The 19,434-nt window shown below is 59.4% G+C and carries 14 protein-coding genes; 11 read left to right on the forward strand and 3 right to left on the reverse strand.

The genetic code is table 11. The features are described from left to right. Positions 1–303 precede the first annotated feature (303 nt). The 9 genes from KVQ82_RS25795 (at position 304) to KVQ82_RS25835 (ending at position 12,933) form a co-directional block, all read left to right on the forward strand. Positions 304–1,905, forward strand: coding sequence for an ABC transporter substrate-binding protein (locus tag KVQ82_RS25795; RefSeq protein ID WP_222016568.1), 1,602 nt, complete (start codon positions 304–306; stop codon positions 1,903–1,905). A 260-nt stretch (positions 1,906–2,165) separates the two neighbouring features. Then, entirely contained in the window at positions 2,166–3,791 is a 1,626-nt protein-coding gene (locus tag KVQ82_RS25800; protein WP_041072781.1) for an ABC transporter substrate-binding protein, read from the forward strand. 300 nt (positions 3,792–4,091) lie between these two features. Continuing rightward, a complete protein-coding gene (locus KVQ82_RS25805) occupies positions 4,092–5,690 on the forward strand; it encodes an ABC transporter substrate-binding protein (protein ID WP_108181665.1) in 1,599 nt (532 codons plus the stop codon). 177 nt (positions 5,691–5,867) lie between these two features. Continuing rightward, on the forward strand, positions 5,868–7,280 hold the full coding sequence (locus KVQ82_RS25810) for an OprD family porin (RefSeq protein ID WP_041072777.1): 1,413 nt from the start codon (positions 5,868–5,870) through the stop codon (positions 7,278–7,280). A 77-nt stretch (positions 7,281–7,357) separates the two neighbouring features. Further along, entirely contained in the window at positions 7,358–8,953 is a 1,596-nt protein-coding gene (locus KVQ82_RS25815) for an ABC transporter substrate-binding protein (protein WP_145597320.1), read from the forward strand. Between the two features lie 73 nt (positions 8,954–9,026). Next, positions 9,027–10,037, forward strand: a complete 1,011-nt coding sequence (locus tag KVQ82_RS25820) for an ABC transporter permease subunit (RefSeq protein ID WP_047291242.1) — start codon at positions 9,027–9,029, stop codon at positions 10,035–10,037. A 10-nt stretch (positions 10,038–10,047) separates the two neighbouring features. Continuing rightward, complete coding sequence (locus KVQ82_RS25825) at positions 10,048–10,974, forward strand: ABC transporter permease subunit (RefSeq protein ID WP_041072771.1); 927 nt, start codon at positions 10,048–10,050, stop codon at positions 10,972–10,974. 10 nt (positions 10,975–10,984) lie between these two features. Continuing rightward, positions 10,985–11,953: an ABC transporter ATP-binding protein gene (locus KVQ82_RS25830; protein ID WP_041072769.1), complete on the forward strand. Its 969-nt coding sequence runs from the start codon at positions 10,985–10,987 to the stop codon at positions 11,951–11,953. Further along, positions 11,953–12,933 (forward strand): peptide ABC transporter ATP-binding protein, encoded by a 981-nt coding sequence (locus KVQ82_RS25835; protein ID WP_047291239.1) that lies wholly within the window; start codon positions 11,953–11,955, stop codon positions 12,931–12,933. The genes KVQ82_RS25830 and KVQ82_RS25835 overlap by 1 nt, the downstream gene beginning before the upstream one ends. Positions 12,934–13,143: 210 nt before the next feature. On the opposite strand, the gene KVQ82_RS25840 is transcribed toward KVQ82_RS25835, so the two are convergent. The 3 genes from KVQ82_RS25840 to KVQ82_RS25850 form a co-directional block, all read right to left on the reverse strand. After that, positions 13,144–13,398, reverse strand: a complete 255-nt coding sequence (locus KVQ82_RS25840; protein WP_047291237.1) for a hypothetical protein — start codon at positions 13,396–13,398, stop codon at positions 13,144–13,146. 157 nt (positions 13,399–13,555) lie between these two features. Then, the gene (locus KVQ82_RS25845) at positions 13,556–14,785 is read right to left on the reverse strand and encodes an MFS transporter (protein ID WP_222016569.1); all 1,230 of its coding nucleotides are present in this window, start codon (positions 14,783–14,785) and stop codon (positions 13,556–13,558) included. Positions 14,786–15,788: 1,003 nt separating this feature from the next. Then, positions 15,789–17,372, reverse strand: a complete 1,584-nt coding sequence (locus KVQ82_RS25850) for a peptide chain release factor 3 (protein WP_007965665.1) — start codon at positions 17,370–17,372, stop codon at positions 15,789–15,791. Between the two features lie 449 nt (positions 17,373–17,821). On the opposite strand from KVQ82_RS25850, the gene KVQ82_RS25855 reads away from it, so the two are divergent. Both KVQ82_RS25855 and KVQ82_RS25860 read left to right on the forward strand, forming a co-directional pair. Next, positions 17,822–18,511, forward strand: coding sequence for an ABC transporter permease (locus tag KVQ82_RS25855; RefSeq protein WP_222019444.1), 690 nt, complete (start codon positions 17,822–17,824; stop codon positions 18,509–18,511). A 21-nt stretch (positions 18,512–18,532) separates the two neighbouring features. Continuing rightward, on the forward strand, positions 18,533–19,426 hold the full coding sequence (locus tag KVQ82_RS25860) for a glycine betaine ABC transporter substrate-binding protein (protein WP_222016571.1): 894 nt from the start codon (positions 18,533–18,535) through the stop codon (positions 19,424–19,426). Positions 19,427–19,434 lie beyond the last annotated feature (8 nt).

Below are 19,434 nucleotides of genomic sequence, written 5' to 3' on the forward strand. Positions count from 1 at the left end.
GAGGTGCAGCGAAGCAAACCGTAGGCGCTGCCCCCGGATGAATCCAGGAGCGAAGGAACCCGAGCCTAGGCGAGGGCCGAACGTCAGGGTAAAGCCCTTTGGTTACTTTGGGGCGTTTGCCAAAGTGACCCGCCGTCAGGGCGGAACCCTAAGCAGCCGTTACCGCAGCAACGGATATGTACCCGACAAAAGCCGCCACATATACCGAGACAGACATCTCAACAGGAAAAACGATATTTCCGAAGCCCCCCAAATCCCCGCTACCCTAAAAACACAACCACTTCCAATCGACCCGGGGACTCCATGGAAAGATTCACCCTGAAACCACTCCTGATCACTCTCGCACTAACCGCCATAGCCCCAATCGCAAACGCAGCAACAACCCTGGTCTACTGCTCCGAAGCCAGCCCCGCCGGCTTCGACCCCAGCCAATACACCAGCGGCACCGACTTCGACGCCTCCGCCGAAACCGTCTTCAACCGCCTCACCCAATTCCAGCGCGGCGGCACCGACATCGAACCCGGCCTGGCAATAAAATGGGACGTCTCCAACGACGGCCTGCAATACACCTTCCACCTGCGCCAAGGCGTGAAATTCCACACAACGGAATACTTCACCCCTACGCGCGACTTCAACGCCGACGACGTGCTATTCACCTTCCAGCGCCTGCTCGCCCCGGACAACGCCTTCCGCAAGGCCTACCCCGCCGAGTCCCCGTACTTCACCGACATGGGCTTGAACACCACCATCAAATCGGTAGATAAAATCGACGACAACACCGTGCGCTTCAATCTGAACAACGTCGACGCCGCGTTCGTGCAAAACCTCGCCATGAGCTTCGCCTCGGTGCAGTCGGCCGAATACGCCGCCCAACTGTTAAAGGAAGGCAAAGCCGCCGACCTCAATCAGAAACCGGTGGGCACCGGCCCGTTCGTGTTCAAGCGTTACCAGAAAGACGCGCAGATCCGCTACGCCGCAAACAAGGACTACTGGAAACCCGAGGACGTGAAGATCGACAACCTGGTGTTCTCGATCACCCCGGACGCCGCCGTCCGCCTGCAGAAACTCAAGACCGGCGAATGCCAGGTCAGCGGCTACCCGCGCCCGGCCGACATCGAAGTGATGGAACAAGACCCGAACCTGCGCGTATTGAAGCAGGCCGGTTTCAACCTCGGCTTCCTCGCCTACAACACCACGCATCCGCCGCTGGACCAGCTCAAGGTCCGTCAGGCGCTGGACATGGCCATCGACAAACCGGCGATCATCAAAGCCGTCTACCAGAGTGCCGGGCAACTGGCGCAGAACGCCTTGCCACCTGCGCAATGGTCGTATGACCCGAACATCAAGGACGCGCCGTACGACCCGGTGAAAGCCAAGGCGCTACTCAAGGAAGCCGGGGTTGCACCGGGTACCACCATCAATCTCTGGGCGATGACCGTGCAGCGCGCCTCCAACCCGAATGCGCGGATGTCGGCGCAGATGATCCAGCAGGATTGGGACAAGATCGGGATCAAGGCCAACATCGTCAGCTACGAATGGGGGGAGTACATCAAGCGCGCGAAAAATGGCGAACACGACGCGATGATCTATGGTTGGACAGGAGACAACGGCGACCCGGACAACTGGCTCGGCGTGCTCTACAGCTGCGCGGCAGTCAAAGGTAGCAACTACGCCAAGTGGTGCGATCCGGCCTACGACAAATTGATTCAGCAGGCCAAGGTGTCCACGGATAAAGCGCAACGGGTAAAACTGTATCAACAGGCGCAACTGATCCTTAAACAGCAGGTGCCGATCACGCCCATTGCCAACTCCACGGTGTTCCAGCCGCTGCGCAAGGAAGTGAGCGACTTCAAGATCAGTCCGTTTGGCCTTACACCCTTCTACGGCGTGGGTATAAATAAGTAACACCGAGCCCCAAGGCGGCGCGCACAACGTGACCAATGCACCGTTTTGGGGCCTCGTTTGCACCGTAAAAAACGGCCGCAAACGGTCAAATGCGTCAACTCTTATACAAATGCGACATTAAGGTACGTTCGTGCCACGCTTTGAGGCCGGCAGTCGCTCTGGATCTTGCATTGGGTATGGCCCCTGCATAAGTATCCGCAGGCACGACTCACGAGGTCGTACCTCAATATTAAAAAATGACAACAAATCATGAGGCCAACATGCTTAAACACGCGGTCATTCCGTTTTTAGTCGGCGCAGGCTTGTTAGCCTCCGCACCTTTCGCATCCGCTGCGACTAACCTGGTGTTCTGCTCCGAAGGGAGCCCGGCCGGTTTTGATCCAGGCCAGTACACCACCGGAACCGACTTCGACGCCTCAGCCGAAACCATGTTCAACCGTCTGAGCCAGTTCGAGCGTGGCGGCACCGCCGTTATCCCGGGCCTGGCCACCAGCTGGGACATTTCCCCGGACGGCCTGAATTACACCTTCCACCTGCGTGAAGGCGTCAAGTTCCACACCACCCCGTATTTCAAGCCGACTCGTGAGTTCAACGCCGACGACGTGCTGTTCACCTTCAATCGCATGATTAACAAGGATGACCCGTTCCGTAAGGCCTACCCGACCGAATTCCCGTACTTCACCGACATGGGGATGGACACCAACATCACCAAGATCGATAAAGTCGACGACCACACCGTCAAGTTCACGCTGAAAGAAGTCGACGCCGCGTTCATCCAGAACATGGCCATGAGCTTCGCCTCGATCCAGTCCGCCGAGTACGCTGCCCAGCTGCTCAAGGAAGGCAAGGCTGCCGACATCAACCAGAAGCCGATCGGCACTGGTCCGTTCGTGTTCAAGAGCTACCAGAAAGACTCGAACATCCGTTACACCGGCAACAAGGACTACTGGAAGCCTGAGGACGTGAAGATCGACAACCTGATCTTCGCTATTACCACCGACCCGTCGGTGCGCATCCAGAAGCTGAAAAAGAACGAATGCCAGGTCACCCTGTTCCCGCGTCCGGCGGATCTCGCGGCGCTCAAGGCCGACAAGACCCTGAAGATGCCTGACCAGGCCGGTTTCAACCTGGGCTACATCGCCTACAACGTGATGGACAAGGTCAAGGGTAGCAACGAGCCTAACCCGCTGGCCGACCTGCGCGTGCGCCAGGCGCTGGACATGGCGGTGAACAAGCCGCAGATCATCGATTCGGTTTACCAAGGCGCCGGTCAGCTGGCCGTCAACGCCATGCCGCCGACCCAGTGGTCCTACGACACCACCATCAAGGACGCCAAATACGATCCTGAGAAAGCCAAACAGCTGCTCAAGGAAGCCGGCGTCAAGGAAGGGACCGAAATCGTTCTGTGGGCGATGCCGGTACAGCGTCCGTACAACCCGAACGCCAAGCTGATGGCTGAAATGCTCCAGTCCGACTGGAAGAAAATCGGCCTGAACGTGAAGATCACCAGCTACGAATGGGGCGAGTACATCAAGCGCTCCAAAGGTGGCGAGAACCAGGCCATGCTGATTGGCTGGAGCGGTGACAATGGTGATCCCGACAACTGGCTGAACGTGCTGTTCGGCTGCGACTCGCTCAACGGCAACAACTTCTCCAAGTGGTGCGACAAGAAGTACGACGGTCTCGTCAAAGATGCCAAGCGCACCACCGATCAGGCCAAGCGCACCGAACTGTACAAACAGGCGCAACACGTCCTCAAAGATGCTGTTCCCTACACACCTATCGCTCACTCGACGGTGTTCCAACCCATGCGCGCCAACGTGCAGGACTTCAAGATCAGCCCATTCGGCTTGAATTCCTTCTACGGCGTCAGCGTCAGCAATTAAGCCATCGCAGCGGCGACGTTCATGACGTCGCCGCTGCTTTAGCTGCCGGAAGTCAGGAATTTGCCTACAGCCAATTCCGTTGCGGATGACTGCAACGGCAGGGGATGTGTCGACTTTTCCTACGAGCATTCAGGCAATTACGCATTTACTGCCAGACCCACGGCCCCTACCGTCGGGTTCTGACCAGTTTCTGCGTGGGCCATCGGCTTGCTGTACGTACTGGATTGAGCTCAATGCCACCTCAACTTCCCTGGACGGGATCGCGGTGCATTGAACAACACGACAAAAAGAGGGAGCGTCATGCGCCATACCTTGGTTTTTTCCGCATTGCTGGGCGCCGGCCTGTTGGCCGCCACGTCCGCCAGTTTTGCCGCCAGTAAGAGCCTGGTGTTCTGCTCCGAAGGCAGCCCGGCGGGTTTTGATACCGCGCAATACACGACGGCGACTGATAACGACGCCGCCGAGCCGCTGTACAACCGTCTGGTCGAGTTCGAAAAAGGCGCGACCAACGTCGTACCGGGACTGGCAACCCAGTGGGATATTTCCGAGGATGGACTCAAGTACACCTTTCACCTGCGTGAAGGTGTGAAATTTCATACAACGCCGTACTTCAAACCGACGCGCGATTTCAACGCCGACGACGTGCTGTTCACGTTTAACCGCATGCTCGATCCCGCGCAGCCATTCCGTAAGGCTTATCCAACCGAATTCCCGTATTTCAACGGGATGAGCCTGAACAAGAACATCGCCAAGGTCGAAAAGACCGGGCCGCTGACCGTGGAGTTCACGCTCAACAGCGTCGACGCCGCGTTCATCCAGAACATTGCCATGAGCTTCGCCGCCATCCTGTCCGCCGAATACGCCGACAAGCTGCTGGCTGAAGGCAAGCCAAGCGACATCAACCAGAAACCGGTCGGGACCGGGCCGTTCGTGTTCAAGAGCTATCAGAAGGACTCGAACATCCGTTATACCGGCAACGAACATTACTGGGACCCGAGCCGGGTCAAGCTGAAGAATTTGATCTTCGCGATCAACACCGACGCTTCGGTGCGCGTGCAGAAGCTCAAGGCCGGCGAATGCCAGATCACTCTGCATCCGCGCCCTGCCGACGTTGAGGCGCTGAAGGCCGACCCGAAACTGCAGCTGATTTCCAAGCCCGGCTTCAACCTCGGTTACATTGCCTACAACGTCCGTCACAAGCCCTTCGACCAGCTCGAAGTGCGTCAGGCGCTGGACATGGCAGTGAATAAACAAGGGATTCTCAACGCTGTTTATCAAGGTGCCGGACAACTGGCGGTCAACGGCATGCCGCCGACCCAGTGGTCCTACGACGACAGCATCAAGGATGCCGCCTACAACCCGGAAAAAGCCAAAGAGCTGCTCAAGGCCGCCGGCGTCAAGGAAGGCACCGAGATCACGCTGTGGGCGATGCCGGTCCAGCGTCCGTACAACCCGAACGCCAAACTGATGGCCGAAATGCTCCAGGCTGACTGGGCGAAAATCGGTCTGAAAGTGAAGATCGTCAGCTACGAATGGGGCGAGTACATCAAGCGCACCAAGAATGGCGAGCACGACATCAGCCTGATTGGCTGGACCGGCGACAACGGGGATCCGGACAACTGGCTGGGCACCCTGTACAGCTGCGATGCCATCGGCGGCAACAACTACTCCATGTGGTGCGATCCGGCTTACGACAAGCTGATCAAAGAGGCCAAGGTCGTCACCGACCGCGACCAGCGCACCACGCTCTACAAACAGGCGCAGCAGTTGCTCAAGCAGCAAGTGCCGATCACGCCTGTCGCCCACTCGACGGTCAACCAGCCGTTAAGCGCCCGGGTTGAGGGCTTCAAGGTCAGCCCCTTCGGTCGCAATGTGTTCTCGGGCGTCAGTATCGATTAACCCAACCGATTAGCCGCAATGCTGAGGGGGGCTGTCTATCCCCCTCACGCAAGCGCTTTGCCGAAATTCGCCGATCCGGCCTTTTGCAAACGTTTGCGATGTGTGAAATGAGTTCTAAACCAATAACCGGCCCACCCAAAAAAGCCGGCATAAAAAGAAAGTAAAGGAGCTTCACCCATGAAACTGAGCAGCACCGCGATACTGGCCTTGGCCATCAGCAGCATCACCGCCACGGCCTATGCCGAGGAACAGAGCCAGGCGTTCACCCCGGTGACCGTCAACGAGAAAAGCGCCCAGGCTGATGCCACCGGCTTCCTCGAAGGTTCCACCATCAGCGGCACGACCCGTAACTGGTACGCCAACGAGCAACTCAAGCGCGGCGGCAAGTTCACTTATCGCAAGGACGGCGTTGCCACCCCGACTGATCGTCGTATCAACTGGGTGCAGGGCACCATCGTCAACTTCACTTCCGGTTTCACTCAGGGCACCGTGGGTGTCAGCACTGAAGTCGCTGCTTACAACGCGGTAGCGCTGGAGCGTAATCGCAAGGACCTGGCCTCCAACAACGGTGGCGCACCGGGTTCGCGTCCAGGCGCGGGCAACAACCGTACGCTGACCAAAGAAGGCGGCGACGCTGAAGGCCAGTGGAGCAAACTGGGTCTGGCCAACGTCAAGTTCCGCGTGTCGAACACCACCCTGACCGCCGGTCGCCAGAACTTCAGCACCCCGATCGTCGACACCATCGGCAACCGTGCGCTGCCTTCGAGCTTTGAAGGTGTGAGCCTGCACAGCGAAGAACTGAACAACCTGTCGTTCGACGCCGGCAGCTTCGACCGCGTATCGCCACGTACCGAAGAAAGCCTGTCGAAATTCCGTTCCGAGTACACCAACAACAACGCCGAAACCGATCGCGTCAGCATCGTCGGCCTGAACTATCAGCCGCTGAAAAGCCTGAAGACCAGCCTGTACGCCTCCAAGGTTGAAGACTTCTGGAACCAGTACTACTTCGGCGCCACCCACGAACTGGGTGACAGCAATGTCGTCAGCCTGACCACTGGCCTGAACTACTACAAGACCGTCGATACCGGCAAAAAAGAGATGGGCGAAATCGACAACGACACCTACTCGCTGTCGTTCGGCCTGACTCACCAGGCTCATAGCCTGACCTTCTCGTACCAGGAAATTAACGGTAACGAGTACTTCGACTACCTGCACGAAACCAACGGCATCTACCTGGCCAACTCCCTGCTGTCCGACTTCAACGGCCCGAACGAGAAATCCTTCCAGGTCGCCTATGGTCTGAACATGGCCGAATATGGCGTGCCAGGCCTGAAGTTCAACATCTACCAGGCTCGCGGCTGGGGTATCGACGGTACTCACTACACCGGCACTGCCTATGACGTACGCAACATGGACGGCGAGCACCACTACGAATACGGCATTGGTGCAACCTACGCCGTACAGAGCGGCCCGCTCAAGGCGACCACCATCCGTGGCACCTACACCGCTCACCGCGCCAGCGAAAACCAGGCTGACGGCAGCATCAACGAGTTCCGTCTCGTGACCACCATCCCGTTCAACATCCTGTAAAAACGCCGACCGACGGCTGACTCATGACGAGTCGGCCGTTCGGTTTTTTGTCTTCAACCGATTGCAGAGGGTTATCGATGAAAATGCTTCCCCTACGTGCGGCCGTCGCGGCTGCGTTGTTGAGCGCCGCCATCGGCGTCTCGGCCAAACCCTTGGTGGTCTGCACCGAAGCCAGCCCGGAAGGCTTCGATATGGTCCAGTACACAACTGCAGTCACTGCCGATGCGGTGGCCGAAACGATCTTCAACCGTCTGGCGGACTTCAAGCCCGGCACCACCGAAGTGATTCCGGCACTGGCCGAATCCTGGGACATCAGTGAAGACGGCCTGACGTACACGTTCCACCTGCGCAAAGGCGTCAAGTTTCACACCACCGAATACTTCAAGCCGACCCGTGACATGAACGCCGACGACGTGGTCTGGAGCTTCCAGCGTCAGCTGGACCCGAATCACCCGTGGCACAAACTGTCGAGCGTGGGCTTCCCGTACTTTGAAAGCATGGGCTTCAAGGAACTGCTCAAAAGCGTCGAAAAAGTCGACGACAACACGGTCAAGTTCACCCTGACCCGCCGCGAAGCGCCGTTCCTGGCCGACATCGCCATGGCGTTTTCCTCGATTTACCCGGCCGAATACGCCGACCAGTTGCTCAAGTCCGGCAAGACCGCCGACCTCAACAACAAGCCTGTAGGCACCGGCCCGTTCATCTTCCAGCGTTACGCCAAGGATGCGCAGGTGCGCTTCAAGGCCAACCCGGACTACTTCCGTGGCAAGCCACCGGCCGATGCGTTGATCCTGGCAATCGCCACCGACAACAACGTGCGCCTGCAGAAGCTCAAGGCCAACGAGTGCCAGATCGCACTGTATCCGAAGCCGGATGACATCCCGAGCATCAAGAAAGACAGCAACCTGAAGGTCGATGAACTGGACGCGATGACCGTCTCGTACATCGCCATGAACACTCAGCACAAATACATGAGCGACGTGCGGGTCCGCAAAGCGATCGACATCGCTTTCGACAAGGAAGCCTACGTCAACGCCCTGTTCGGCAAGGGCAACGCGACCGTAGCGGTCAACCCCTACCCGCCGACACTGCTGGGCTACAACCACGACCTGAAGAACCCGCCACGTGACCTCGACAAGGCCCGCGCCCTGCTCAAGGAAGCCGGGGTCCCGGAAGGCACCGTGTTTACTCTGTTTACCCGTAACGGCGGCGGCCCGACCAACCCCAATCCGATGCTCGGCGCACAGATGATGCAGGCCGATCTGGCGAAAGTCGGGATCAAGGTCGACATCCGTGTGATGGAATGGGGCGAGATGCTCAAGCGCGCCAAGGCCGGCGAACACGATATGGTGTCGGCCGGATGGGCGGGCGACAACGGCGACCCGGATAACTTCCTGACGCCTATGCTCAGTTGCGAAGCGGCCAAGAACGGCGAAAACTACGCGCGCTGGTGCAACGAGAAATTCCAGGCACTGCTCGACGAAGCACGGGCTAAAGTAGATCCGGCCGAACGCGCGAAGCTCTACGAACAGGCTCAGGTGCTGTTTAATCAGGACCAACCGTGGATCAGCATGGCCCACACCCGTATGTTTACCGCAATGCGCAATAACGTAGAGGGTTACCACATCAGCCCTCTGACCACGAATAACTTCGCCACCACCCAGGTGAAGTAGATAAGAAACTCCCGGCCTCCCTGACCCCAGGGTCGCCGGGCACGCCTAACCGGCTGATGAGGTACCACACAAGATGTTTAGTTTTATTGCCCGCCGACTGGGGTTGTTGATCCCCACGTTTTTCGGCATCACCCTGCTGACTTTCGCGTTGATTCGCATGATTCCCGGCGACCCCGTGGAAGTGATGATGGGCGAACGTCGGGTCGACCCCGAAATGCACGCTCAGGCAATGGAACGCCTTGGTCTGAACAAACCGCTGTATGCCCAGTACCTGGACTACATCGGCAAACTGGCCCACGGCGATCTCGGCGAATCCCTGCGTACGCGTGAGAGCGTATGGACCGAGTTCACCTCCCTCTTCCCGGCGACCCTGGAACTGTCCATGGCCGCCCTGCTGTTCGCCGGCATTCTCGGTCTTCTGGCCGGGGTGATCGCGGCCCTCAAACGAGGATCCCTGTTCGACCATGGGGTGATGGGCATCTCCCTGGCGGGGTATTCGATGCCGATCTTCTGGTGGGGCCTGATCCTGATCATGTTCTTCTCGGTGAGCCTGGGCTGGACCCCGGTGTCCGGGCGGATCGACCTGCTCTACGACATCGAGCCGCGCACCGGTTTCATGCTGATCGACACACTGCTGGCCGATGACACGGGCGCGTTCTTCGATGCCCTGCATCACCTGATTCTGCCGGCCATCGTGCTCGGCACCATTCCACTGGCGGTGATCGCGCGGATGACCCGTTCGTCGATGCTCGAAGTGCTGCGTGAAGACTACATCCGCACTGCCAAGGCCAAAGGCCTGTCGCCGTCGCGCGTGGTGTTCGTGCACGGCCTGCGTAACGCGCTGATTCCGGTTCTGACCGTGGTCGGCCTGCAAGTCGGTACCCTGCTGGCCGGCGCGGTCCTGACCGAAACCATTTTCTCCTGGCCCGGCATCGGTAAATGGCTGATCGAAGCCATCGGCGCCCGGGACTACCCGGTTGTGCAAAACGGCATCCTGTTAATCGCCTGCCTGGTGATTCTGGTCAACTTCGTAGTGGACATCCTCTACGGCTTTGCCAACCCACGCATCCGTCATCAGCGCTGAGGTCCATACCATGAGCACTCCAACATCCTCAGTAGCCACTTCCGCCCCAAGCGCGGATCAAAGCCTGCTGTATCCGTCACCGTACAAAGAATTCTGGCAAGCCTTCGCGAAGAACAAGGGCGCGGTTGCCGGCCTGCTGTTCATGCTGCTGGTGATTTTCTGCGCGATCTTCGCGCCGTGGGTCGCGCCGCATAACCCGAGCGAGCAATACCGTGACTTCCTGCTGACGCCACCGGCGTGGCTCGAAGGCGGGCAAATGCAGTTCCTGCTCGGCACCGATGAACTGGGCCGCGACCTGCTGTCGCGGCTGATCCAGGGTTCGCGCCTGTCGCTGCTGATCGGTCTGTCGTCGGTGGTGATGTCGTTGATCCCGGGGATCCTGCTGGGTCTGTTCGCCGGTTTCTTCCCGAAGATGATCGGCCCGACCATCATGCGTCTGATGGACATCATGCTGGCCCTGCCGTCCCTGCTGCTGGCTGTGGCGATTGTCGCCATCCTCGGCCCTGGCCTGATCAACACCGTGATCGCCATCGCCGTGGTTTCGCTGCCGTCCTACGTGCGTCTGACCCGTGCCGCCGTGATGGGCGAACTGAACCGCGACTACGTCACCGCCGCGCGCCTGGCCGGTGCCGGTCTGCCGCGCCTGATGTTCATCACCGTGCTGCCCAACTGCATGGCACCGCTGATCGTACAGGCCACCCTGAGTTTCTCTTCGGCGATTCTCGACGCGGCGGCGCTGGGCTTCCTCGGCCTTGGCGTACAACCGCCAACCCCTGAGTGGGGCACCATGCTGGCCTCCGCCCGCGACTACATCGAACGCGCCTGGTGGGTCGTGAGCCTGCCGGGTCTGACCATTTTGCTCAGCGTGCTGGCAATCAACTTGATGGGCGACGGTCTGCGCGATGCGCTGGACCCGAAACTCAAGAACGCCGCCTGAGGAGATTCCTATGTCACTGCTAGAAATCAAGAATCTCAACGTCCGCTTCGGCGACAAGAACGCGACGCCCGTGGTCGATGGCCTCGACCTGAAAGTCGACAAGGGCGAAGTCCTGGCCATCGTTGGCGAGTCGGGGTCGGGTAAATCCGTGACCATGATGGCGCTGATGGGGCTGATCGAGCATCCCGGCATCGTCACTGCCGACTCGCTCAGCTTCGACGGCAAAGACATGCTCAAGCTGAGCAATCGTCAGCGTCGGCAAATCGTCGGCAAAGACCTGTCGATGGTGTTCCAGGATCCGATGACCGCGCTCAACCCGAGCTACACCGTCGGTTTCCAGATCGAAGAAGTGCTGCGCCTGCACCTGAAAATGTCCGGCAAGCAAGCGCGCAAACGCGCCATCGAATTGCTGGAGAAAGTGGAAATCCCGGGCGCCGCCAGCCGTATGGACGCCTACCCGCACCAACTGTCCGGCGGCATGAGCCAGCGTGTGGCAATTGCCATGGCGATTGCCGGCGAGCCGAAACTGCTGATCGCCGACGAACCGACCACGGCGCTGGACGTGACGATTCAGGCGCAGATCATGGATCTGCTGCTGGCGTTGCAGAAAGAACAGAACATGGGCCTGGTGCTGATCACTCACGACCTCGCGGTCGTGGCCGAAACCGCCCAGCGCGTCTGTGTGATGTACGCAGGTCAAGCGGTAGAAGTCGGTCAGGTGCCGCAACTGTTCGACATCCCGGCACACCCTTACAGCGAAGCCCTGCTCAAGGCGATTCCCGAGCACAGTCTGGGCGCCGAGCGCCTGTCGACCCTGCCGGGCATCGTTCCAGGCCGCTACGACCGTCCGCAGGGTTGCCTGCTGTCGCCGCGCTGCCCGTACGTGCAGGACAGCTGCCGCGTGCAGCGTCCAGCCCTTGATCCGAAAGCCAACAGCCTCGCCCGTTGCTTCTACCCGCTGAACCAGGAGGTGGCGTAATGGCCGTCGTACTTACCGCCCGCGACCTGACCCGTCACTACGAAGTCTCCCGTGGCCTGTTCAAGGGCCACGCGACCGTGCGCGCCCTCAACGGCGTGTCGTTCGAACTGGAAGCCGGCAAGACCCTCGCTGTCGTAGGCGAATCGGGTTGCGGCAAATCCACCCTCGCCCGCGCCCTGACCCTGATTGAAGAGCCGTCTTCCGGCTCGCTGAAAATCGCCGGGCAAGAAGTCGCCGGCGCCGACAAGGCCCAGCGCAAACAACTGCGCAAAGACGTGCAAATGGTGTTTCAGAGCCCGTACGCATCGTTGAACCCACGGCAGAAAATCGGTGATCAATTGGCCGAGCCTCTGCTGATCAACACCAACCTGAGTGCTACCGAGCGTCGCGAGAAAGTCCAGGCGATGATGAAGCAGGTCGGCTTGCGTCCCGAGCACTACCAGCGCTATCCGCACATGTTCTCCGGCGGTCAGCGTCAGCGTATTGCCTTGGCGCGGGCGATGATGCTGCAACCGAAAGTTCTGGTGGCGGACGAACCGACCTCGGCGCTCGACGTATCGATTCAGGCGCAGGTGCTGAACCTGTTCATGGACCTGCAGCAGGAGTTCAACACCGCCTACGTGTTCATCTCGCACAACCTGGCGGTGGTGCGTCACGTCGCCGACTCGGTGCTGGTGATGTACCTCGGCCGTCCGGTGGAAATGGGCCCGAAAGAGGACATCTACACCCGACCTCTGCACCCTTACACTCAGGCCTTGTTGTCGGCGACACCCACGATCCACCCGGATCCGGACAAGCCGAAAATCAAGATTGTCGGCGAACTGCCCAACCCGCTGAACCCGCCACCGGGCTGCGCGTTCCACAAGCGTTGCCCGTACGCGACCGAGCGTTGCAGCACTGAAGAGCCGGCCCTGCGCCAGCTCGACAACCGGCAGGTGGCTTGCCACTACGCCGAACAGTTCCTTGATGGCGCGGCGTAAGCAAAACCGGAGACCGATACAAAACCTGTAGGAGCTGTCGAGTGAAACGAGGCTGCGATCTGTTGATTTTCAGCATCAGGATCAAAAGATCGCAGCGTGCCGCAGCTCCTGCAGGAATCGTGTTTATCCGGAAATAATGTGTTTACCCAAACCTCTTCTCCCCCGATTGCGCATCAGTCGGGGAAGAAGGGGTTTTCTTTTGCCGGCGCTTTACGACTGGCTGTCGCCTTCGTCATCGTCAGTGTCCGGCTCGTCAGTGGTCGAGTCGTCATCATCCTTGCTGCCGCCCTGGTCCTGATCGCCCGGTTCGGATTCAGACTTGGCCAGCATGACCACACCGGCTTGTCCGTGGGCTGCGTTAAACCCCTGTGATGGTGTGGCAGAACTTGCCCACGCCGCCGTAGTGCCAAGCGTCAACATCACCAAAACCTTAAGCAACAGCACAATACGTTGAAAAATGCTCATAGCCATTTCCATCCTTTCGTGGTTGAAGCCTGGGGTGCCGATCCGGCGCTGAATGAAATCTAGTTCCGATCAGTCCGGTTCACCAGATAGGACGCTGACCAACCCCGGGAAATGCCCTGAGACGAGAGATCACTTGTGAATAACCGCTATAACCGAATCAGCTAAGCGAGGCCGTGCGTTCGCTGGCGGCCAGCGCTTTGGCCTGGGTCGATGAGCGCGTCGCCAGGCAGATCAGCGGCAAGGTCAACAACGCCAGTGTCGCGCTCGCAAGCCATACACTGTGGCCGCCGAAGTGCCCATACAGCTGACCACTCAACACCGGCGACAACAATGCACTGGCGCTCCAGCTCATGAAAAACAGACCGAAATACTGGCCGCTTTTGCCGCCCTGCGCGTGCCGCATGACCAGCACATTCAGCGGCGGCATGAAAAAAGCTTCACCCAAGGTCCAGATCACCGTCGACAGACACACGTAAAGCAAGCCGGAGCCAAACGGCAACATCCCCAACCCGACCGCCAACAACACACAACCCGCGAGCAATTGCCGACGCAAGCCCCACCGCTCGCACCAGTGCGTGAGCGGGATCTGCAGCGCCACCACCAGCATCGCGTTAAGCCCGAACTGCCAGCCGATGGCCTCGGTGCTCAAGTGGTAGTAGTCGCGCAGATAGTTGCCCAGCGTGCTGTAAACCGTGTCGAAGGCCATCCCCAGCAACACGGCCGCACCGAGCAGCCAGAGGAATGCCGCGTCGCGCAACGGTGTACGAGTGCCAGCTTCGGTCACCTCATCGGGCTTGAGTACCGCGCGGCGCCAAGTGGTGCGCACAAACCACAGCAACGCGAGCAGCGTCATCGCCGCACTGACAAAAAACACCCAACGGAAATCCGTCTGCGCCAACACCCCGCCGGCCACCCCGGCAGCCGCCATGCCAAGGTTTCGCGCCACCCGGCTCAAGGCTTGGGCACGGGAGCGCTGCGCAGGCTCGCAATACTCCATGATCAGTCGCTGATGCAGCGTTCGAATCGCCCCGTCGACGGCACCACTGAGCAACAGCAACACGGCCAGCAACGCCACCTGCGTCACCAGCCCCAACAGGATCAACACCCACATGGAAACAAAGAACAACGCGGCGGTCAGCCGCGCCGTCCGCACATGATCACTGAGCAAACCACCGAGCATCGAACCAATCAACAACCCGGCACCGTAGGCCGACAACAGCCAGCCCACCGTCTCGATCGCCAGCCCCAGCTCCTGGCGCAGATACAGCGCCATGAACAACTTGACCATGCTGCTCAAGCGATTGATGAACAGCAGCGCCGCGAGCACCCAGGCCATCAGGCTGAAATAGCCGTTGGGGCGCAGCAGATGGACGAGGTTGCGCGTCATTCCATTGACCTCTCAAAGCGACTGGCGTGGACCTGAAACACTAACGCCCAGCACACCGGTTGTCGCGCTCAAGAACATCGATATCTCAAAATACAGAGTCGCCCTACAACCCTGTGGGAGCTGTCGTAGGCAGCGATCTTTTGACTTCGCGCTTCAAGTCCAAAAGATCGCAGCCTTCGGTCGCTCAGTTCGATTAGAAAATGGTCGGCTCGCAGGCCGCCATCGCTGGCAAGCCAGCTCCCACAATGGATTGGGGTATTCATTTGGAGAACGGTTGGCTGGCAGGACGCATTCGCGAGCAGGCTCGCTCCCACAGGGAAATTGAGTGACTTCAGTGGGAGATTGGTCGGCTCGCAGGCCGCCATCGCTGGCAAGCCAGCTCCCACAATGGATTGGGGTATTCATTTGGAGAACGGTTGGCTGGCAGGGCGCCTTCGCGAGCAAGCTCGCTCCCACAGGGAAATTGAGTGACTTCAGTGGGCGATTGGTCGGCTTGCAGGCCGCCATCGCTGGCAAGCCAGCTCCCACACAAGAGCAAGAGCAGAACGCGCACCGCTCTCGCTCCTCACCACTCAACACAATGAGCGTTAGCTCGAGTACCGCTTTTGATCTTGATCCACGGGCGACATCGGAAGGCTGAGTGGAGGGATTGATCCGGGGGTGGGAGCGCAGCGACCGTTTGGCGCAGCCAAACACAGCGAGAGGAGGTGCAGCGAAGCAAACCGTAGGCGCTGCGCCCGGATCAATCCCGGAGCGAAGGGACCCCGAGCTTTAGCGAGCGGGCCGAACGCAGGAGCAAGCGTTTTTTTGCTTACTTTTTTTAGGCGTTTGTAAAAAAAGTGAGTCGCCGTCAGGGCGAAACCCTAAGCCGCCATCACCGAAAAAACGGATATACACCCAAAACCACCCGAAGCCTGGTCGGCCCAAAGGCCGCCAAGACAAAGCCCAAAAAAAGCCCCCAAGGCCTACACCTCAGGGGCTTTCGAACAACCCAGCTCAGCGCTTAATGATGCTCACGCGTCGCACGGAACTTCACATCCGGCCACCGCTCTTCCATCAACGCCAGGTTAACCCGCGTCGGCGCCAGGTAGGTCAGGTGCCCACCGCCATCCAGCGCGAGGTTCTCCACCGCCTTGTTGGAAAACTCCTCAAGCTTCTTCTTGTCGCTGCATTCAATCCAGCGCGCGGAATACACAGTGATCGGCTCGTAAGAGCACTCAACCTTGTATTCCTCCTTCAAACGACTGGCGACCACATCGAACTGCAGCACACCGACGGCGCCAAGAATGATGTCGTTACTGCGCTCCGGGAAGAACACCTGAGTCGCGCCCTCTTCAGCCAACTGCTGCAGACCCTGACGCAATTGCTTGGATTTCAGCGGATCACGCAGACGTACGCGACGGAACAGCTCCGGGGCGAAGTGCGGGATACCAGTGAAACCGAGGACTTCGCCTTCGCTGAAGGTGTCGCCGATCTGGATCGTGCCGTGGTTATGCAGACCGATAATGTCGCCGGCGTACGCCTCTTCCAGTTGCTCACGCTCGGAAGAGAAGAACGTCAAAGCGTCGCCGATGCGCACGTCCTTGCCGGTACGCACGTGGCGCATCTTCATGCCTTTCTCGTACTTGCCGGAGCAGATACGCATGAAAGCGATACGGTCGCGGTGTTTCGGGTCCATGTTCGCCTGGATCTTGAAGATGAAGCCCGAGAACTTCTCTTCCACCGGCTCGACGGTGCGCTCGTTAGCGACACGGGCCAGCGGACGCGGCGCCCAGTCCACAACGGCGTCGAGCACGTGGTCGACACCGAAGTTGCCCAGTGCAGTACCGAAGAACACCGGAGTCAGTTGACCGTCGAGGAACTCCTGCTGGTTGAACTCATGGCAGGCGCCCTGCACCAGTTCCAGCTGTTCGAGGAAGCGCTCGTACTCGTCGCCCAAGTGCGCGCGCGCCTCGTCGGAGTCGAGTTTCTCGATGATCTTGGTTTCAGTGCGTTCGTGACCGTGACCGGCGGTGTAGACAATGATGTAGTCGTCGGCCAGGTGGTACACGCCCTTGAAGTCGCGGTAGCAACCGATCGGCCAGGTGATCGGCGCTGCCTTGATCTTCAGAACGGCTTCGATTTCGTCGAGCAGTTCGATCGGGTCGCGGATGTCACGGTCGAGTTTGTTGATGAAGCTGACGATCGGCGTGTCACGCAGACGGCAAACGTCCATCAGGGCGATAGTCCGTGGCTCAACGCCTTTACCGCCGTCGAGGACCATCAATGCCGAGTCGACCGCCGTCAGGGTGCGGTAGGTGTCTTCGGAGAAGTCTTCGTGGCCCGGGGTGTCGAGCAGGTTGATCATGTGTTCGCGATACGGGAACTGCATGACCGACGTGGTAATGGAAATACCCCGCTGCTTCTCCATCTCCATCCAGTCGGATGTCGCATGGCGGTCGGATTTACGGGATTTCACCGTGCCGGCCACTGCAATCGCCTTGCCCATCAACAGGAGCTTTTCGGTGATCGTGGTTTTACCGGCATCGGGGTGGGAAATAATGGCGAAAGTGCGGCGTTTCGCGACTTCGGCGGCCTGGTTGGTCATGGGAAATCGCCTGGCGGTGATTCAAAAAAGGGCGGCGAGTATAGCTTAAAAAGTAACCGCCGAACCACCGTCCCTCGGCCGCGCAAAACCCTGTAGGAGCTGCCGCAGGCTGCGATCTTTTGATCTTGCTCTCAAGAACAAAATCAAAAGATCGCAGCCTGCGGTTGCTCCTACAGGTGGCCAAACAGTGTCTGACGTGGGAACCTTTTAAAGCACGGAGACGTCCATCCCCTGTTACGACATTTCGTCAGGGGCTGAAAAATCAGCAAGTTAGCCTGACGAGGCTGCGCTCATGGCTCGCTTTCAGATCGCTTTGCCGGTTCTGAAAAACGGCTACTTTTCGCGAACGCTGACTTCGGCAGCCAGGAATGGCCTTGCCACACGGAGCTGCGTTCGCCGACTACAAAAAAAGGAGTCCGCCTGTGGCTATCCGCTATGGCAAAGGGCTGATGGGAGGTGCGGTGGTGATCGCGCTCCTGGCCCTGCTGGTTCACTGGATCGGCATCAACACGATCGAACACTACCGCGACGATTTGTTGTTTTACCTGCAAGCTCATCTGATTCTCGTCCTCGCTTCAATGCTGGCCGCCCTGGTCGTGGGCATCCCCGCCGGTATCTTTCTCAGCCGCCCGAGCATGGTCGGCCGCGCTGAACGCTTCATGCAGATCTTCAATATCGGCAACACCGTGCCACCGCTGGCGGTACTGGCGATTGCCCTGGGGATTCTCGGCATCGGCAGTGGTCCGGCGATCTTCGCTTTGTTCCTCGCTTCCCTGTTGCCAATTGTGCGCAACACCTACGAAGGCCTGAAAAACGTTCAGGGTTCGCTCAAAGAAGCCGCCGTCGGCATCGGCATGACCCCGCGCCAGGTGCTGTGGAAAGTCGAATTGCCCAACGCCGTGCCGATCATCATCGGTGGCGTGCGCGTGGCGCTGGCGATCAACGTCGGCACCGCGCCGCTGGCCTTCCTGATCGGCGCCAACAGCCTCGGCAGCCTGATCTTCCCTGGCATTGCCCTGAACAATCAGCCGCAACTGCTGCTCGGCGCCGCGTCTACCGCGCTGCTGGCCCTGCTGCTCGATGGCGTGGTCACCCTCGCCAGCCGTCTCTGGCTGGAACGCGGTTTGCGCCCGTCTTAAGGCTCTTGCGAAGGAATAGTTATGAAACGATTTAGCTTGATCTTGAGCTGCCTCCTGCTGTTTGCAGGATTGGCCCAAGCCGCCGAAAAACCGGTTATTCGCCTAGGCGCCCGGGTGTTCACCGAGCAGACCCTGCTCGCGGAAATCACCGCGCAATACCTGCGCAGCAAAGGCTACGACGCGCAGATCACCGGCGGTCTGGGCAGCAATCTCGCCCGTAGCGCCCACGAAAGCGGACAACTGGACATGCTCTGGGAATACACCGGCGTGTCGCTGGTGGCCTACAACCATGTCACCGAGAAACTCGACAGCGAACAGTCCTACGCCCGGGTCAAAGAACTCGACGCGAAAAAAGGCCTGGTCTGGCTGACCCCGTCGAAATTCAGCAACACCTACGCCCTCGCCCTGCCGAAAAAAGTCGCCGAGGAGTATCCGCAGGTCAACACCATCAGCGACCTGAACAAGGTGCTGCGCGATGAAGCCCAGACCAATCACCTGGTGGCGCTGGACACCGAGTTCGCCAACCGCTCCGACGGTCTGGACGGCATGGTCAAGCTCTACGACATGAACCTGACCCGCAAGAACATCCGGCAGATGGACGCGGGGCTGGTCTATACCGCGCTGCGTAATGGCCAGGTGTTTGCCGGTCTGGTCTACACCACCGACGGCCGCCTGAATGCGTTCGGCCTGAAACTGCTGGAAGACGACAAGCACTACTTCCCCGACTACACCGCCGCGCCGGTAGTGCGCCAGGCCTACCTCGATGCGCACCCGCAACTGGCCGAGCAACTCAAGCCGCTGGCGCAATTGTTCGACGACGAAACCATGCGCCAGCTCAACGCGCGGGTCGACGTCGATCACGAAAGCCCATCGAAAGTGGCCGCCGATTTCCTGCGCCAGCATCCACTCAACTAAGGAGGAAA

It is taken from the genome of Pseudomonas sp. AO-1 (assembly GCF_019775695.1).
GTDB classification, from domain to species: domain Bacteria; phylum Pseudomonadota; class Gammaproteobacteria; order Pseudomonadales; family Pseudomonadaceae; genus Aquipseudomonas; species Aquipseudomonas parakoreensis.